The following is a 17,119-nucleotide window of genomic DNA, read 5'->3' on the forward strand; positions in this document are numbered from 1 at the left end:
CTTAGTCCGTCAGGATCAGGGCCGGACCGCCCTCGGCGCGGACGGCGGCGCCGAGCTCCAGCCCCAGGGCCCGAGCCTCATCGGCGGCGTCCGGACTGGACAGAGTGACGGAGCCCTCGCGGCGGAAGCGCTGGACGCCGTCGGGGGTCAGGGCCTCGACGATCATCGTCAGCGCCAGGCCGTCGAGCCGGGCATGGGCGCCGACCGCCGTGCGGCACGAACCCTCCAGGGCGTAGAGCGCGCCCCGCTCGGCGGCGACGGCCAGGGTTGTCGCCTGGCACCGCACGACCTGCAGCCAGGGCAGGTCGACGTCCTCGGCGCGGGTCTCGATGACCAGCGCGCCCTGGCCCGGCGCGGGCGGGGCGGCCAGCGGGTCGAGCCAGCTGCGGGTCAGGTGGCCCAGGCCCAGGCGGTTGAGACCCGACTGGGCCAGCAGGATGGCGTCGGCCTCCCCGCGCTCCAGCTTGGCAAGGCGGGTGTCGACATTGCCCCGCAGCATGACGATCTCGATATCGGGCCGCACGTGCAGGGCCTGGGCCTGGCGGCGCAGCGAGGCCGTGCCCAGGCGCGCGCCCTGGGGCAGGTCTTCCAGGCGCTCGGCCACGTGGCTGATGAAGGCGTCGCGGGGATCCTCGCGTTCGGGCGTGGCGGCCAGCACCAGGCCCGGCGGCAACTCGGCCGGCATGTCCTTCAGCGAATGGACCGCGCAGTCGATGCGGCCGTCCAGCAGGGCTTCCTCGATCTCCTTGGTGAACAGGCCCTTGCCGCCGATCTCCATCAGCCGGCGGTCCTGGATGCGGTCGCCGCTGGTGACGATCGGGATCAGCTGGGCGAAGGTGTCGATGTCGTCGCCGGGCGCCCAGCCGAGCGCGGCCGCGATGCGGGCCTGCATCAGGCCGGACTGGGCCAGCGACAGCTTCGAGCCGCGCGCGCCGATGCGGATGGGTTGCCGGGACACGGTGGGGGCGTTACCTGCAGAGCGAATAAGAGCCTTCGCTGCTACAGGAGCGGCGGGACCCCGGCAACCGAATGACGCCACTTACGGAATCGACGCTCACCATCCTCGGCTTGGAGACCAGCTGCGACGAGACCGCCGCGTCCGTCGTGCGCCGGGCTGCGGACGGCCGTGTCGAGGTGCTGTCGTCGATCGTCGGCACCCAGTTCGAGCAGCACGCGCCGTTCGGCGGCGTGGTGCCCGAGATCGCCGCCCGCGCCCATGTGGAAGCCATCGACTCCGTCGTCGTCGAAGCGATGCGCGCGGCCGGGATCGGCTTCGAGGCCCTGGACGGGGTGGCCGCCACGGCGGGCCCCGGCCTGGTGGGCGGGGTGATGGTCGGCCTGGCGTTCGGCAAGGCCGTGGCCCTGGCCCGCGACCTGCCGCTGGTGGCCGTCAACCACCTGGAGGGCCATGCGGTCTCCGCCCGGCTGGGCGCGCGGGTGGACTATCCGTTCCTGCTGCTGCTGGTGTCCGGCGGCCACTGCCAGCTGCTGGAAGTGGCCGGGGTCGGGGCCTGCACGCGCCTGGGCACCACGATCGACGACGCGGCCGGCGAGGCTTTCGACAAGATCGCCAAGAGCCTGGGCCTGCCCTATCCCGGCGGCCCGGCCCTGGAAAAACTGGCGACTAGCGGCGATCCGACCCAGTTCGACCTGCCCCGCGCCCTGCTGGGCCGCAAGGACTGCGACTTCTCGTTCTCCGGCCTGAAGACCGCCGCCGCGCGGCTGGCGGAGAAGATCACGTCCGAACAGCAGCGCGCCGACCTGGCCGCCGCCGTGCAGTTCGCCATCGCCCGCCAGCTCTCCGAACGCACCGACCGGGCCATGAAGCTGTACGCCGCCGGCCATCCGGGCCAGGCCCTGCGCTTCGTCGTGGCCGGTGGCGTGGCCGCCAACGGCGCGGTGAAGGCGGCGCTGCGCAAGAACTGCGACGACAACGGCTTTTCGTTCGACGCCCCGCCGCTGGCCTATTGCACCGACAACGCCGCCATGATCGCTCTGGCCGGGGCCGAGCGGCTGGCGCTCGGCATCTGCGACGACCTGGACGCCTTGGCCCGTCCGCGCTGGCCCCTGGACGAGGCCGCGGCTTTATCCCATCCAAGCAACAGTTTCGGCCGTAAGGGAGCCAAGGCATGACGTTCAAACATGCGGGCGTCATCGGCGCGGGGGCCTGGGGCACGGCCCTGGCCCAGGTCGCGGCCAGGGCTGGCCTGCAGGTCACCCTGCAAGCGCGGGAACCCGAGGTAGTCGCCTCTATCGCCACCGACCGCGAGAACACGATGTTCCTGGCCGGGGTGAAGCTGGAGGACGCGATCACCGCCTCGGCCGACATGGCGGTCCTGGCCGCCTGCGACCTGATCTTGGCCGTGCCGCCGGCCCAGCACCTGCGCTCGGCCCTGGCCGCCCTGAAGCCGCATCTGAAGGCCGGCGTCCCCGTGGTGCTGTGCTCCAAGGGCGTCGAGCAAGGTACGTTGAAGCTGATGAGCGAGGTGGCCGCCGAGGTGCTGCCCGACACGCCGATCGCCGTCTTGTCGGGACCCAGCTTCGCCGGCGAGGTGGCCCGCGGCCTGCCCACCGCGGTCACCCTGGCCTGCGAGGACGAAGACCTGGGCCGCCGCATCGGTGAGGCCATCGCCATCCCGACCTTCCGCCCCTACTGGGCCGCCGACGTGATCGGGGCCGAGGCCGGGGGAGCGGTGAAGAACGTCCTGGCCATCGCCTGCGGCATCTCCGAGGGCAAGGGCCTCGGTCGCAGCGCCCATGCCGCCCTGATCACCCGCGGCTTCGCCGAGCTGACCCGCCTGGCCGTGGCCCTGGGCGGCAAGGCCGAGACCGTCGCCGGCCTGTGCGGCCTGGGCGACCTGGTCCTGACCTGCTCCAGCCCGCAGTCGCGCAACATGAGCGTCGGCCTGGCCCTGGGCGGCGGCCAGACCCTGGACCAGGCCCTGGCCGGCAAGGTTTCGGTGGCCGAGGGCGTCGCCTCCGCGCCCGCCGTCCGCGCCCTGGCCCGCTCGCTGGACGTCGAGACCCCGATCTGCGAGGCCGTCGCCGCCATCCTGGCCGGCGAGGTCGACGTCGACAGCGCCGTCCTGGGCTTGCTCTCGCGGCCTCTGAAGGCCGAGGTCTGACTACGATTGGGGACAGGCGCATGCGCCTGCCCCCGTCCGCATCCTGAAAGGAACCGCCCCATGCCGCTCTACGCCATCATCTGCAAGGACAAGCCCGGCGCGCTCGAAACCCGCCTGGCGACCCGCCCTACGCACCTGGACTATCTGAACAACAGCCAGAACCTGAAGCTGGCCGGCGCGCTACTGGATGACGACGGCAATCCGATCGGCTCGATCATCGTGGTCGAGGCTGAAGACAAGGCCGCCGCCCAGGCGCAGGCCGACAACGACCCCTTCACCGCCGCCGGCGTGTTCGAGAGTGTCGAGGTGCATTTCTGGCGACTGGCGATCGGCAGCCTTTGAGCCGAACCGACCCTTCCAACCCCGCCCGGCCTTTGGTCGGAGCCGTGCTCTGCGCCCTGGACGAGATCGCCTCGCCCGGCGCGCGGGGCTTCCGCTTCCGAGTCGAGGACGCGGTGTTCGCCGGCTTCGTCGTCCGGCGGGGCGAGGCCGTGGTCGGCTATGTCGACAGCTGCCCGCACGCCGGCTGGCCGCTGGCTGGACCGAACGGCCGGTTCCTGACCCGCGGGAACGACCTGATCCTCTGCGCCGGCCACGCGGCCCTGTTCCGGATCGACGACGGAGCGATGGTCGCGGGTCCCTGCCAGGACGTCGCCCTGACCCCTTGGCCGGTGCGAGTCGAAGGTGCGCATATCGTTGTCGCCTAGAACCTCGTCTTAACCCGTTCGACCTAGGCTTGCGCCCGACACAAACCGGGAAACCGCGCCATGGCCGACGGGTCCACGACCAATTTCGACGCCGAACTGACCGACGCCCAGGATGCGCGCGGCCTGGGGGCCAAGCTGCGCTCGTTCGCCAAGGTCAATCCGCGCTTCGCCCCGGACCTGGCCCGCACCATGCTGGCCAAGCGCGATCATTCGGTGGTCGACGCCTTCAACGCCCATAGCGAGAAGACCGGCTACGAATTCACCTCGGGCTGGGCCTCGAACAACATCCCGTTCGTCACCCCGCTGCTGCGCGACTTCGCCCGGAAGCGCGGCGACGCGCCGATCCGCTATCTCGAGATCGGGGCCTATGAGGGCCGCAACCTGGCCTTCATGGACTGGCTGATGCCGGACCGCCTGGACGTCACCGTCATCGACCCCTGGTTCGACGAGGCCCTGAACCCGGAAGAGAAGTACCATGCGGTCGAGCCGCGCTTTCACCGCAACATGGCCCGCACCTCGTTCCGCTCGATGACCGCCCGCAAGGGCTTCTCGACCTATGAGCTGCCCAAGATGCTGGCGGCCGGCGAGCAGTTCGATCTGATCTATGTCGACGGCAGCCACACGGCGCTGGCCGTGCTGATCGACCTGTGCTTCTGCGCCAGCCTGCTCAGCGTGGGCGGCATGATGGTGCTGGACGACTATTGGCACGACATCAGCGAGATCGGCGGACCCGGCGTGAAACAGGCCACCGACCAGTTCTTCGGCGCGTTCGGCCGCTATTTCGAGATCACGGCCGTGTACCGCCAGGTGGCGCTGACCAAGATCGCCGAGATCCCGCGGTAGGGTACTACGATTGGGGACAGGCGCATGCGCCTGTCCCCGTCCGAGGTCTAGGGCCGCGCCTCCGCCGAGAACTCGGCGATATCCGCGATCAGTGACCGGGCCGCCTGGGCGACCAGCGCCCCGCCCTTTTCCGGGGTGGCCTGGGCCGGGTCCGAGCCCATGCGGCCGTCGGCGTAGCGGGCGCGGAAGTCCAGCGCCTCTCGGATCGGGCCAGTCGGGGCGATCTTCGGTTCATAGGCGGCGGTCTTGATGCTGTCGGGATAACCCCACTGGGTCACGGCGATCTCGGACGGGGTGGCATGGCTGCCGTGGCCGACCGGGAATTGCTGATTGGCCAGGCTCATCACGCCCTTCAGGTCCCACCAGTTCTTCAGCTTCAGGGCGAACGGCGCGCGTTCCCTGCGGAAGCTGTACTCGGCGTAGATCTCCGAGAAGGCCGCCTCGATCGAGGCGACGTTGCCGCCGTGGCCGTTGAGGAAATAGATCTTCTCGAAGCCATGGGCGCCCAGCGAGCGCACCCAGTCGCCGATCGCGGCGATGAAGGTCGAGGGCCGCAGGAAGATGGTCCCCGGAAAGGCCAGGTGGTGCTGGGCCATGCCGACATTGAAGGTGGGGGCCACCAGCACCGTGTCCGACAGCTTGGAGGCCTCGTGCGAGATGATCTCCGGGCAGAGCCAGTCGGTGCCCAGCAGGCCCGTCGGCCCGTGCTGCTCGTTCGAGCCGATCGGCACCACCACCGTCTTCGAGGTCGCCAGATAGGCCTCGATCTCGGGCCAGGTCGAAAGGGCGAGCAGCATGGCTGGAAACTCCGCGAGAAATCCTGGGCGGCGCGCCGAACGCCCCGCGCCTACAACTTGGGCACGGCCTTACGCCCATCCTAGGGTCAAGCCGACCCCATTTTGGCGACGGGAGAGACATCCATGACGCTGCAGCTCGGCGACATCGTTCCGGACTTCACCCAGGCCTCGACCGAAGGCCCGATCCACTTCCACGACTGGGCCCAGGGCTCGTGGGTGGTGCTGTTCTCGCATCCCAAGGACTACACCCCGGTGTGCACCACCGAGCTGGGAACCGTGGCCAAGCTGAAACCGGAATTCGACAAGCGCAACGTCAAGGTCATCGGCCTGTCCGTCGACGGGCTGGAGAACCACGGCGGCTGGGCGGCCGACATCGAGGAGACCCAGGGCGCCAGGCTGAACTTCCCGCTGATCGCCGACACAGACCGCTCGGTCTCCAACCTCTACGGCATGATCCACCCGAACGCCTCGGACACCCTGACCGTGCGCTCGGTGTTCATCATCGACCCCAACAAGAAGCTGCGGCTGTCCCTGACCTATCCGGCCTCGACGGGACGGAACTTCGACGAGATCCTGCGGGTGATCGACAGCCTGCAACTGACCGACGGTCACAAGGTGGCCACCCCGGCCAACTGGACCCAGGGCGGCGACGTGATCATCGTCCCCTCGGTCAGCAACGAGGCGGCCAAGGAACTCTTCCCGGCCGGCTGGGACGAGCAGAAGCCCTATCTGCGGGTGGTCCCGCAGCCGGCCTGATCTTGGCCCGCGAACACAGGCGAACTCATAGTCCGAGGCGCAACTTGAGCTCGTTCTCCATCGACTTGGCCAGCATGGCGAAGAACCAGCCCAGCGCCGCCAGGAACATCAGCACCAAGGCCAGGCCCAAACCCGTCAGGAGTCCTCGCCAGCCGCCCAGTTGCGACCAAGATTTCAAGCCGTTCACGGTCGCCAGGAAGGGTGGCCCGGCTTTGACAAGGACAAGGCCGAGCAACAGGATAGAGAACAGATAAAATCCGCCCATCGAAGGAAACAATGCCCAATTTGGCATTCGCCGCCAAGGGCGGGGTGGCGCGGCGGGGGCCGCGGCGATGTTCGTTTCGGGCTTGCTGTCCAGACTCATGGAGGGATCCTCGTGGCGGTGAGAGCTCAAGGTTGCAGCCGGAGGTCAGTTTTCCCAATGGTCTTCTTGCGCCCCACCCCGGCTCGCGCATAACTCCGCCGCAACGAGATCATGGGAGTATGCGGCGTGAGCGACGGACAGGTTTTTCCGGTTCCCGATGACTGGGCGGGCAAGGCCCATATCGACGCCGCCGGCTATGAGGCCGCCGTGGCCCGGGTCGAGTCCGATCCCGAGGGCTATTGGCGCGACCTGGCTGGCCGGCTGGACTGGATCCAGGCGCCGACCAAGATCAAGGACGTCTCGTTCGCCAAGGACGACTTCCACATCCACTGGTACGCTGACGGCGTGCTGAACGCCTCGGCCAACTGCCTGGACCGCCACCTGCCGCACCGCAAGGACGACGTGGCCCTGGTCTTCGAGGGCGACGAGCCGGGCCATTCCTACACCGTGACCTATGGCGAGCTGCACGAGCAGGTCTGCCGGATGGCCAATGTCCTCAAGGACCTGGGGGCCAGGAAGGGCGACCGGGTCACCATCTACCTGCCGATGATCCCGCTGGCGGCCGTGGCCATGCTGGCCTGCGCGCGGATCGGCGCCATCCATTCGGTGGTGTTCGGCGGCTTCTCGCCGGACTCGATCGCCGGCCGCATCCAGGATTGCGAAAGCCGCCTGGTGATCACCGCCGACCAGGGCCGCCGGGGCGGCAAGCGCGTGCCGCTGAAGGCCAATGTCGACAAGGCGCTGGAGCAGTGCCCGCAGGTCGACAAGGTGCTGCTGATCCGCTGGACCGGCGCCGAGGTTCCCGTGGTCGAGGGCCGCGACGTGATCTGGGACGAGGTCAAGGACGCGGCCTCCGCGACCTGCGCGCCCGAGCCGATGAACGCCGAGGACCCGCTGTTCATCCTCTACACCTCCGGCTCGACGGGGAAGCCCAAGGGGGTGATGCACACCACCGGCGGCTATCTGGCCTGGGCCAGCTGGACCCACGAGGCGGTGTTCGACTATCGCCCCGGCGAGGTGTTCTGGTGCACGGCCGACGTCGGCTGGGTGACCGGCCACAGCTATGTCGTCTACGGTCCGCTGGCCAATGGCGGGACCAGCCTGGTCTTCGAGGGCGTGCCCAACTATCCGACCCCGGCCCGCTTCTGGGAGGTGGTCGACAAGCACAAGGTCGAGATCTTCTACACCGCCCCCACGGCCCTGCGCGCCCTGATGCGCGAGGGCGACGACCATGTGACCAGGAACGACCTGTCGTCCCTGCGCCTGCTGGGCAGCGTCGGCGAGCCGATCAATCCGGAAGCCTGGCTCTGGTACCACCGCGTGGTCGGCAAGGACCGCCTGCCGATCGTCGACACCTGGTGGCAGACCGAGACCGGCGGCATCCTGGTCTCGCCCCTGCCCGGCGCCACGGCCCTGAAGCCCGGCTCGGCCACCAAGCCCCTGCCCGGAGTCAAGCTGCAGCTGGTCGACGCCGACGGCAAGGTCCTGGAGGGCGCCACCGAGGGCAACCTGGTGATCACCGACAGCTGGCCGGGCCAGATGCGCGGGGTCTACGGCGACCACGACCGGTTCTTCGCCACCTACTTCTCGGCCTATCCGGGCAAGTACTTCACCGGCGACGGCTGCCGGCGCGACGAAGACGGCTACTACTGGATCACCGGCCGGGTCGACGACGTGATCAACGTTTCCGGCCACCGCCTGGGCACGGCCGAGATCGAGAGCGCCCTGGTCGCCCACGACACGGTCGCCGAGGCCGCCGTGGTCGGCTATCCGCACGACATCAAGGGCCAGGGCGTCTACGCCTATGTGACGCTGAAGTCGGGGGTCGAGGCCAACGACCAGCTGCGCAAGGACCTGATCCTCTGGGTGCGCCAGGAGATCGGCCCGTTCGCCGCGCCGGACGTGCTGCAATGGGCGCCGGGCCTGCCCAAGACCCGCTCGGGCAAGATCATGCGCCGCATCCTGCGCAAGATCGCCGAGAACGAGCTGGGGAGCCTGGGCGACACCTCGACCCTGGCCGACCCGTCGGTGGTCGACGACCTGGTGAAAAATCGCGCCAACACCTGATGCGCCGTGGACGGAAACTCGGCTAGGCTTGGCCCATGCGTGGTCAGGCCCTTGTCGTTGTGTTCGTGATGCTGGCGGCCTCGCCGGTCGCCGGCGCGCAGGAGCCGACGCCCGACTGGCTTCACCGGATCGAAAGCGGCGACGTCGCGCTGGAGGCCCATACCGATTCCAGCGGTCGCGGCGGCCAGGTGCGGGCGATGATCGACATCGCCGCGCCGCCCCAGATGGTCTGGGCCGCGATCCTGGATTGCGAGCGGGCGGCGCGAATGACCCCCAGCGTCAAGCGCTGCACTGTGCTGTCGCGCGACCCTTCCGGCCGGACGGAGCTGCGCCAGCACGTGGTCAAGTGGAGCTTTCTGCTGCCGGCCCTGCACTCGACCTCGCGGCTGACCCTGGAGCCGTACCGGCGCATCGGCTTTCGTTGCGAGGCGGGCGACATCAAGGACTGCGAGGGCCAGTGGCTTCTGGAGCCGCTCGGCGGCGGCAGATCCACCCGCGTCACCTACGAGAACCGCGCCACCGCCCCGTTCGGCCTGCCTAACGGGGTGACGACCATGGCCATGCGCCGCGACGTCCCCGCCGCCCTGCGGGCCCTGCGCCGTGAAAGCGTGGCGGCGGCTCGATGAACGCCGCCACGCCTTCAGAACTTGACGGGCTCTGGCTGTTCGACGGGGTCTGCAACCTGTGCTCCGGCTCGGTTCGCGCCGTGCTGGCCATCGACCGCAAGGGCCTGATCCGCTTCACCCCGATCCAGTCGACCTATGGACGGCGACTGTCCCTGAACCATGGGATCGACCCGGACCAGCCGACCAGCTTCCTGTTCCTCGACGGCGGCCGAGTGCTGGCGAAGAGCGCGGCGGTCCTGGCGCTGCTGCGGCGGCTGGGCTCGCCCTGGTCGTGGCTGGCCGTCATCGACGTCTTGCCGCGTTCCTGGCTGGACGGCGCCTATGACTGGCTGGCGGCCAACCGCTACCGGCTGATGGGCAAGCGCGCGACCTGCATGCTGCCCACGCCCGAGCAGCGGACCCGCTTTATCCTGGAGCCGCCGATTTCATGAGCGACGACCGCAGGCGCATCGTCCTGGTCGGGGCCAGCGGCGTGTTCGGCCGCCGGCTGGCGGCGATGATCGCCCGCTGGCCCGATGTCGTTCTGGTGCTGGCGGCTCGCGACCTCGTCCGCCTGGAAGCCGTCGCCGCCGACCTGGCCAAGACCAGGCCCGCCGCGAAGATCGAAGTCGCCCGGCTCGACCGCTTGAACCCCACAGGCCTGGCGGCCCTGGGCGCCTGGGCCGTGGTCGACGCGGCCGGACCCTTCCAGGGCCAGGACCACGCCTTCCCGCGCGCGGTGCTGGCGGCCCGCGCCCACTATGTCGACCTGGCCGACGCTCGCGACTTCGTGGCCGGCTTCGAGGCGGCGCTCGACGGGCCGGCCCGCGCCGTTGGCCGCTGGGCGATCGCCGGGGCCAGCTCGACCCCGGCCCTCAGCCACGCCGCCCTCGACGCGATGACCGCCGGCTGGACCCGGATCGACCGGATCGAAGCAGCGATCTCCCCGGGCGCGCGAGCGCCGCGAGGCCTCTCGGTGATCCGCGCCATCCTGGCCTGGGCGGGCGCGCCGGTCCGGGTGTTCGCCCAGGGCCATTGGACGACCCGCCCCGGCTGGAGCGATCCACGCCGCACGGCCATGCCCGGTCTGGGCCGCCGCTGGACAGGTCTGGCCGAGACGCCCGACCTGGACCTGCTGCCCGCCCGGTTCCACGTCCGCCGCGACGCGGTCTTCCGCGCCGGGCTCGAGCTGCCGATCCTGCACCTGGGGCTGTGGACGCTGAGCCTGTTTCGACGCGCCCGGCTGGTCCCGACCCTGGAGCCGCTGGCCGTGCTGCTGGGCGAGGCCGCGGGCCTGGTGGCGCCGCTGGGCTCGGATCGCGGCGGCATGGTCGTCGGCGCCGAGGGCCTGGACGCCGACGGCGGGCGGCGCCTGGTGCGCTGGAGCCTGTGCGCCGAGACCGGCGCCGGACCCCACACCCCGGCCGCCCCGGCGGCGGCCACCCTGCGCGCCCTGCTCGACGGCCGTCTGGGCCAGCCCCGCGCCACGCCCTGCGTCGGCCTCGTCGGCCTCGACGCGATCCTGGACCAATTGAGCGACCTGCCGATCCGAACCCAGGTCGAAAGCCAATGTCCGGACACGCCCGGCCTGTTTCCCCGCCTGCTGGGCGAGCGGTGGGCGACGCAGCCCGATCTCGTCCGCCACGCCCACGGCGGGACCGTCCCGGTCACCCTGGCAGGACGAGCCCGGGCGCGCGGCGCGTCCGGCCCTGCCGCCCTGGTCCGTCGCCTGCAGGGCCTGCCGCCGACAGGCCTTCACGCGACCACGGTGACGATCACGCCGGCAGCCGGCGGCGAACGCTGGGTCCGCCGGTTCGGGGCCCGCACCTTCGACTCGAGGATCGCGCCGGCCCGCGACGATCCCTGGACGTTCGAGGAGACGGCCGGCCTGCTGACCTTCCGCTTCTCGGTCGCGTCTTATCCCGGTGGCCTTTCCTGGATCTTCGAGGGCTGGCGGCTGGGGCCCGTTCCCCTGCCTCGGGCCTGGGCGCCGCGCATCCGGGCCAGGACGTTCGCCCCCTCAAGCAAGAATGGCGACGGCGCCTACCGCTTCCGCGTCCTGGTCGCCCATCCCTGGCTGGGCGTGATCTTCGGCTATGCCGGCCGGCTTTCATGACAAGACGGTAATCTTGGCACCCTCGACCCGGATGCTAGGGTCGCGCCCTCAAGCTTTCGGAGCGCCGTCCTCATGATCCGTCCCGCCGCCAAGGCCGCCCTCGTCGCGCTGGCCCTTTCGACCACCGCGCTTTCGCCGCTGATCGGCGCGGGATCGGCCCAGGCCCAGCCAGAGGCGGCCCAGGTGGCCGGCGTGGTGGTGCCCCCGATCGTCTACAAGGAGCGGACCCTGCCCAACGGCCTGAAGGTCTACGCCTCGCGCGACACCAGCACGCCCAACGTCACGGTGCAGGTCTGGTACGGCGTCGGCAGCAAGGACGACCCGGAGGGCCGCTCGGGCTTCGCCCACCTGTTCGAACACCTGATGTTCAAATCGACGCGCAACATGCCCAACGAGTTCTTCGATCGGCTGACCGAGGACGTCGGCGGGTTCAACAACGCCTCCACCTACGACGACTTCACCAACTATTACGAGGTGGTGCCGGCCAACCACCTGCAGCGGCTGCTGTGGGCCGAGGCCGAGCGCCTGGGCTCGCTGGTCATCGACGACGCCGTGTTCAAGTCCGAACGCGACGTGGTCAAGGAAGAGCTGCGTCAGCGGGTCCTTGCCAATCCCTACGGCCGGTTCTTCGCCCTCAACATCACCAAGGCCTCGTTCGCCGACCACCCCTACAAGCGCCCGGGCATCGGCTCGATCGAGGAGTTGGACGCCGCCACGGTCGACGACGTGCGGGCCTTCCACCAGGCCTATTACCGCCCCGACAACGCCGCCCTGATCGTGGTCGGCAATTTCGACGAGGCCCAGCTCGACGCCTGGATCGACCAGTATTTCGGCCCGCTGAAGGCCCCGGCCGCGCCGATCAAGCAGGTGACCACGGTCGAGCCGGCCCGCACCGGGCCCAAGGTGGTCACCACCTACGGCCCCAACGTGCCGTTGCCGGCCGTGGCCATGACCTGGCTGGCCCCGGCCGCCGCCGATCCGGACGTCCCGGCCCTGGCGGTGCTGGACGCCATCCTGTCGGCCGGCAAGTCGTCGCGCCTCTATGACAGCCTGGTCTATGACCAGAAGATCGCCCAGCAGATCTTCTCCGCCGCCCCCAACAACGCCCAGCCCGGCCTGTTCTACGTCGGGGCGATCATGGCCGGCGGCAAGACGGTCGAGCAGGGCGAGGCCTCGCTGAGCGCCCAGGTCGCCAAGCTGCGCACGGCCCCGCCCACCGCCGCCGAACTGGCCGAGGCCAAGGCCGGCCTGCTGGCCGACGCCGTCCGTGGCCGCGAGACCATCGACGGCCGCGCCTTCGCCATCGGCTACGCCCTGCGGACCGAAGGCGACGCCCAGCGCGCCAACACCGACCTGGCCGCCCTGCAGGCGGTGACCGCCGCCGACGTCCAGCGCGTCGCCGCCAAGTATCTGGCTGACGATCGCAAGGTGACGGTCCGCTACCTGCCCGAATCGGCCAAGCCGGCCGGCGTCAAGGACCCGTTCGAGGCCCCCAAGACGGTCCCTTCGGTGACCTATAGCGGCCCGGTCACAGCCCTGGCGCCTGCAGCCGAGCGCGTGGCCCCGCCCGCGCCGGGCGCGCCCGTGTCTCCGGTCCTGCCCGCGCCGGTGGAGAAGACCCTGGCCAACGGCCTGCGGGTGATCGTGGCCAAGAGCAGCGACCTGCCGCTGATCACCGCCGACCTGACCGTGCGCGGCGGGTCGGGCGCCGACCCGGCCGGCCTGGCCGGCGTCTCCAGCCTGACCGCTGAACTGCTGACCGAAGGCACCAAGACCCGAACCGCCACCCAGGTGGCCGCCGCCACCGAGGCCCTCGGCGCCAATCTGGAGGCCGGTTCGGGCTGGGAAGCCACGTCCCTGACCCTCAGCGTCACCGCCGACAAGGCCGCGCAGGGCCTGTCGATCATGGCCGATGTCGCCCAGAACCCGACCTTCAAGGCCGAGGAGCTGGAACGGGTGAAGACCGAGACCCTCGACGGCCTGTCGGTCAGCCTTCAGCAACCCGGCTCGGTCGCCGGCTTCGTCACCCCGACCGTGATCTATGCCGGCTCGGGCTACGGCCACGTGGCGGGCGGCACCCCCGGCTCGCTGCCGAAGATCCAGCGCGACGCCCTGGTCAAGACCCACGCCGCCAACTGGCGCCCCGACAACGCCATCCTGGTGCTGACCGGCGACCTGACGCCGGCGCAAGGCTTCGCCCTCGCGGAAAAGGCCTTCGGCGGCTGGGCCAAGCCGGCCGGGCCGCCCCCCGCCCCGGTCAAGGGCCCGACCGGCTACGCCGTCAAGAACGTGGTCGTCGACCTTCCCGGCACAGGCCAGGCCGCCGTCGTGGTGACCAAGCCCGCGATCCTGCGCGCCGACCCGCGCTACTATGCCGGCCTGGTCGCCAACGGCGTGCTGGGCGGCGGCTATTCGTCCCGCCTGAACCAGGAGATCCGCATCAAGCGCGGCCTGTCCTACGGCGCCAGCTCCAGCCTCTCGCCCCGCGCGGCCATCGGCGGCTTCTCGGCCAGCGTTCAGACCAAGAACGAGTCCGCCGCCCAGGTGGTGGGGCTGATCAAGGACGAGCTGACCCGGCTGGCCGCCGAGCCGGCCTCGGCCTCCGAACTGGCGGCCCGCAAGTCGGTGCTGGTCGGCGGTTTCGGCCGCGACCTGGGCACCTCGGAGGGCCTGGCCGACATCCTGGGCAACCTGGCGATCTACGGCGTGCCGCTGAACGAGATCCAGGCCTATACCGGCAAGGTCGAAGCGGTCAGCGCCGCCGACGTCCAGGCCTTCTCCAAGGCCGTGCTCGATCCGACCCAGGCCAGCGTCATCGTGGTCGGCGACGCCAAGGCGATGGGCGACGGCGTCAAGGCGGCCCTGCCGGCCGCCATGCAGATCCCGATCGATCACCTGGACCTCGACAGCCCGATGCTGCGCAAGGGCAACTAGAAGGCCGCGCACGGGTTGGGGACATGCCCATGGGCATGTCCCCGTCAGCTGCGTTCGGTCGCTATTGAGTGGAGCGTTGAAATGTCCGAGCCGCCGCCCGCATCGCCGAGCGCCGCCCAGCTCGCCTCGCCGTCCTATCGGCTGGCGGCGCTGGACCAGGACTTCCTGCTGGGCGAATCGATGCGGGGCGTGCGGTTCCTGCTGGAGTTCGCCAAAGCCGACGAGGCCCTGCGGGCCTGGGGCGTGCGCTCGACCATCGTGGTGTTCGGCAGCGCCCGGGTGCGCGAGGACGGCCCTGGGCGGCAGGCCCACTGGTACGCCGAGGCCCGGCGTTTCGGTCGCCTCGCCTCCGAGCGCGGCGGGGCGATCCACGCCACGGACGGGTTCTGCGACAACGTCATCGCCACCGGCGGCGGACCGGGGGTGATGGAAGCGGCCAATCGCGGGGCCTGGGACGCCGGCGCCCCGTCGGCGGGCTTCAACATCACCCTGCCGCACGAGCAATCGCCCAATCCGTACGCCACGCCCGACCTGTCGTTCCGCTTCCACTACTTCGCCATGCGCAAGATGCACCTGGCGATGCGGGCCAACGCCCTGGTGGTGTTCCCCGGCGGCTTCGGCACCTTCGACGAGCTGTTCGAGATCCTGACCCTGCGCCAGACCGACAAGGCCCCGCGTATCCCCATCGTGCTGTTCGACGAGGCCTATTGGCGCTCGGTCGTCAATTTCGACGCTCTGGTCGAGCACGGCATGGTCAACCCCGCCGACCTGGAGCTCTTCCGCTTCGCCGAGAGCGCCGAGACGGTGTGGTCCACCCTGCTGGCCTGCGGTCTCAAGCCCGGCGAGTCGATCGAGCTGGAGCCCGAGCAGGCGCCGCCGACCGAGCCGGTCGCGCCATGAGGCCCGCCCGATGACCGAGGCCGACGTCGCCATCGTCGGGGCCGGGGCCGCCGGCCTGTCCGCGGCCGCGACCCTGGCGGCCGCCCCGCTGAGCGTCGTGGTTCTGGAAGCCCAGGGCCGGATCGGCGGGCGGGCGCACACCGTCTCTCTGGCCGGCCTGCCGCTGGACCTCGGCTGCGAGTGGCTGCATTCGGCCGACCGCAATCCGCTGGTCGCGCCGATCGCCGCCTCGGGCCTGACCATCGACAAGACCCCGCCGCCCTGGGCCAATCCGGAAGCCACGGTCAATTTCAGCGTCGCCGAGCGGCAGGCTTATGGCCAGGCGTTCGCGACGTTCGACGAACGGGTCGAGGCGGCGGCCCGCGAACCGGCCGACCGGCCCGCCTCGGACCTGCTGGAGCCGGGCGGCCGCTGGAACCCGCTGCTGAACGCCTTCAGCGCCTATTATAACGGCGCGGCGTTCGACCAGGTCTCGGCCATGGACTACGCCGCCTATGACGACAGCGAGGTCAACTGGCGGGTCGCGGAAGGCTATGGCGCGGCGATCGCCGGTCTGGCCCCGGCCGGCGTCCGGATCGTCGGCGACTGCCCCGTCTCGCTGCTGCGCCACGACGGGCCGCGCCTGGCGCTGGAGACGCCCCGGGGCGTGGTCCAGGCCCGGGCGGCCATCGTCTGCGTGCCCACGGCGGTGCTGGTCGCCGGCGCCCTGCGGATCCTGCCCGACCTGCCCGCCAAGCTGGCCGCCGCCGACGGCCTGCCGCTGGGCCTGGCCGACAAGGTGTTCCTCAAGCTCGACGAGCCGGAGGCCTTCGCGGCGGAGGCGATGGTCTATGGCGCCAGCGACCGGACGGCGACGGGCTCCTATCACCTGCGCCCGCTGGGCCGCCCGGTCATCGAGGCCTTCTTCGGCGGCGCGCACGCCCGCGCCCTGGAGGCCGAGGGCCCCGGCGCGGCGGCGGCGTTCGCCATCGACGAGCTGGCGGGGATCTATGGAACGGGGCTCCGGCGCCAGGTCTCGGTGCTCGGGGAAACCGCCTGGGCCACCGACCCCTGGGCTCGGGGATCCTATTCCCACGCCCTGCCCGGCCGAGCCGGCGAGCGCGCCGTGCTGGCCGCGCCGGTGGACGGCCGGTTGTTCTTCGCCGGCGAGGCCTGCTCGCCCCACGCCTTCTCGACCGCGCATGGGGCTTGGGAGACGGGGGAGCGGGCGGCGCGCGAGGCGATGGCGGCGCTGGGCGCAGGGTAGAGCCTGCCCCCGGTGGGGGTTATCGCCTCTGACCAAAAGCGATTGTCATCCCGGACGAGCGCGCAGCGCGAAGATCCGGGACCGGGGCGTAGACTCAGAGCTTGCCGCGGTCCCGGATCGGCGCTCGGCTCCGCCGAGCTTGTCCGGGATGACAGCTTTTTTCGGCGCGGATCCGTAGACGATTTCCCTCCCCACGCGTGAGGATCTGCGGGTGTCAGGCCGTGGGCTTCGGCTTGGCCAGCAGATCCCGGATCTCGGTCAGCAGCTTTTCCTCGGGCGTCGGGGCGGCCGGGGCCGGTTCGTCGGCGTCGGCGCGGCGAACCTTGTTCACCAGCTTGACCAGCAGGAACACCACCACGGCCACGATCAGGAACTGGATCACCGTATTGACGAAGGCGCCGTACTGGACCGCCACCAACTCGACCGCCGAAGTCGTCGGGTCTTCGGGCTTGAGCACCCACTGCAGCTTGGAGAAGTCGAGCCCGCCCATCAGCAGGCCGACCGGCGGCATGATCACCTGATCGACCAGGCTCTTGACGATCGAGTTGAAGGCCGCGCCGATGATCACGCCGACCGCCAGGTCAATGACGTTGCCGCGCGCGATGAACTCGCGGAATTCCTTGACGATGCTCATGCGGACCTCTTCCGGCTGGGGTCGG

The 17,119-nt window shown here is 70.5% G+C and carries 17 protein-coding genes; 13 read left to right on the top strand and 4 right to left on the bottom strand.

The genetic code is table 11. The annotated features are described in order from the left end of the window. Window position 1 precedes the first annotated feature (1 nt). Window positions 2–958, bottom strand: coding sequence for a hydroxymethylbilane synthase (gene hemC, locus ACSQ2G_RS06755; protein WP_436029387.1), 957 nt, complete (start codon window positions 956–958; stop codon window positions 2–4). A 71-nt stretch (window positions 959–1,029) separates the two neighbouring features. On the opposite strand from hemC, the gene tsaD reads away from it, so the two are divergent. The 5 genes from tsaD to ACSQ2G_RS06780 are packed head-to-tail and all read left to right on the top strand — an operon-like array spanning window position 1,030 to window position 4,675. Next, window positions 1,030–2,133, top strand: a complete 1,104-nt coding sequence (gene tsaD / locus ACSQ2G_RS06760; RefSeq protein ID WP_436029389.1) for a tRNA (adenosine(37)-N6)-threonylcarbamoyltransferase complex transferase subunit TsaD — start codon at window positions 1,030–1,032, stop codon at window positions 2,131–2,133. Beyond that, the gene (locus ACSQ2G_RS06765; protein ID WP_436029391.1) at window positions 2,130–3,125 is read left to right on the top strand and encodes an NAD(P)H-dependent glycerol-3-phosphate dehydrogenase; all 996 of its coding nucleotides are present in this window, start codon (window positions 2,130–2,132) and stop codon (window positions 3,123–3,125) included. The genes tsaD and ACSQ2G_RS06765 overlap by 4 nt, the downstream gene beginning before the upstream one ends. A 60-nt stretch (window positions 3,126–3,185) precedes the next feature. Continuing rightward, window positions 3,186–3,467 carry a YciI family protein gene (locus ACSQ2G_RS06770; protein ID WP_028038973.1) on the top strand — a complete coding sequence of 94 codons (282 nt, stop codon included), beginning with the start codon at window positions 3,186–3,188 and terminating at the stop codon, window positions 3,465–3,467. Beyond that, window positions 3,464–3,832 (top strand): Rieske (2Fe-2S) protein, encoded by a 369-nt coding sequence (locus tag ACSQ2G_RS06775; RefSeq protein WP_436029393.1) that lies wholly within the window; start codon window positions 3,464–3,466, stop codon window positions 3,830–3,832. The genes ACSQ2G_RS06770 and ACSQ2G_RS06775 overlap by 4 nt, the downstream gene beginning before the upstream one ends. A gap of 60 nt (window positions 3,833–3,892) precedes the next feature. Beyond that, window positions 3,893–4,675 (top strand): class I SAM-dependent methyltransferase, encoded by a 783-nt coding sequence (locus ACSQ2G_RS06780; RefSeq protein ID WP_028038975.1) that lies wholly within the window; start codon window positions 3,893–3,895, stop codon window positions 4,673–4,675. Between the two features lie 47 nt (window positions 4,676–4,722). Here the strand turns inward: ACSQ2G_RS06780 and ACSQ2G_RS06785 are convergent, their stop codons facing one another. Next, window positions 4,723–5,472 (bottom strand): creatininase family protein, encoded by a 750-nt coding sequence (locus tag ACSQ2G_RS06785; protein ID WP_436029395.1) that lies wholly within the window; start codon window positions 5,470–5,472, stop codon window positions 4,723–4,725. Window positions 5,473–5,595: 123 nt separating this feature from the next. On the opposite strand from ACSQ2G_RS06785, the gene ACSQ2G_RS06790 reads away from it, so the two are divergent. Continuing rightward, window positions 5,596–6,228, top strand: coding sequence for a peroxiredoxin (locus ACSQ2G_RS06790; protein WP_028038977.1), 633 nt, complete (start codon window positions 5,596–5,598; stop codon window positions 6,226–6,228). A 25-nt stretch (window positions 6,229–6,253) separates the two neighbouring features. Here ACSQ2G_RS06790 and ACSQ2G_RS06795 read toward each other — a convergent pair whose 3' ends face one another. Next, complete coding sequence (locus ACSQ2G_RS06795; RefSeq protein ID WP_436029397.1) at window positions 6,254–6,592, bottom strand: hypothetical protein; 339 nt, start codon at window positions 6,590–6,592, stop codon at window positions 6,254–6,256. 111 nt (window positions 6,593–6,703) lie between these two features. Between ACSQ2G_RS06795 and acs the strand changes: the two genes are divergently transcribed. The 7 genes from acs (at window position 6,704) to ACSQ2G_RS06830 (ending at window position 16,460) form a co-directional block, all read left to right on the top strand. After that, window positions 6,704–8,659 carry an acetate--CoA ligase gene (gene acs, locus ACSQ2G_RS06800; RefSeq protein ID WP_436029399.1) on the top strand — a complete coding sequence of 652 codons (1,956 nt, stop codon included), beginning with the start codon at window positions 6,704–6,706 and terminating at the stop codon, window positions 8,657–8,659. Between the two features lie 35 nt (window positions 8,660–8,694). Next, window positions 8,695–9,285 (top strand): SRPBCC family protein, encoded by a 591-nt coding sequence (locus tag ACSQ2G_RS06805; protein ID WP_436029401.1) that lies wholly within the window; start codon window positions 8,695–8,697, stop codon window positions 9,283–9,285. Then, a complete protein-coding gene (locus tag ACSQ2G_RS06810) occupies window positions 9,282–9,716 on the top strand; it encodes a thiol-disulfide oxidoreductase DCC family protein (RefSeq protein ID WP_436029403.1) in 435 nt (144 codons plus the stop codon). The genes ACSQ2G_RS06805 and ACSQ2G_RS06810 overlap by 4 nt, the downstream gene beginning before the upstream one ends. Continuing rightward, on the top strand, window positions 9,713–11,380 hold the full coding sequence (locus ACSQ2G_RS06815) for a DUF4166 domain-containing protein (protein WP_436029405.1): 1,668 nt from the start codon (window positions 9,713–9,715) through the stop codon (window positions 11,378–11,380). Before ACSQ2G_RS06810 ends, ACSQ2G_RS06815 begins: the two co-directional genes overlap by 4 nt. A gap of 72 nt (window positions 11,381–11,452) precedes the next feature. Next, entirely contained in the window at window positions 11,453–14,314 is a 2,862-nt protein-coding gene (locus ACSQ2G_RS06820) for a M16 family metallopeptidase (RefSeq protein ID WP_436029407.1), read from the top strand. Window positions 14,315–14,395: 81 nt separating this feature from the next. Then, window positions 14,396–15,214 (top strand): TIGR00730 family Rossman fold protein, encoded by an 819-nt coding sequence (locus tag ACSQ2G_RS06825; RefSeq protein ID WP_436029409.1) that lies wholly within the window; start codon window positions 14,396–14,398, stop codon window positions 15,212–15,214. Window positions 15,215–15,224: 10 nt separating this feature from the next. Continuing rightward, window positions 15,225–16,460, top strand: a complete 1,236-nt coding sequence (locus tag ACSQ2G_RS06830) for a flavin monoamine oxidase family protein (protein WP_436029411.1) — start codon at window positions 15,225–15,227, stop codon at window positions 16,458–16,460. A gap of 214 nt (window positions 16,461–16,674) precedes the next feature. Here ACSQ2G_RS06830 and mscL read toward each other — a convergent pair whose 3' ends face one another. Next, window positions 16,675–17,094 carry a large-conductance mechanosensitive channel protein MscL gene (gene mscL, locus ACSQ2G_RS06835; RefSeq protein WP_436029413.1) on the bottom strand — a complete coding sequence of 140 codons (420 nt, stop codon included), beginning with the start codon at window positions 17,092–17,094 and terminating at the stop codon, window positions 16,675–16,677. Window positions 17,095–17,119 lie beyond the last annotated feature (25 nt).

This window comes from Caulobacter sp. LjRoot300 (assembly GCF_964253875.1).
GTDB lineage: Bacteria > Pseudomonadota > Alphaproteobacteria > Caulobacterales > Caulobacteraceae > Caulobacter.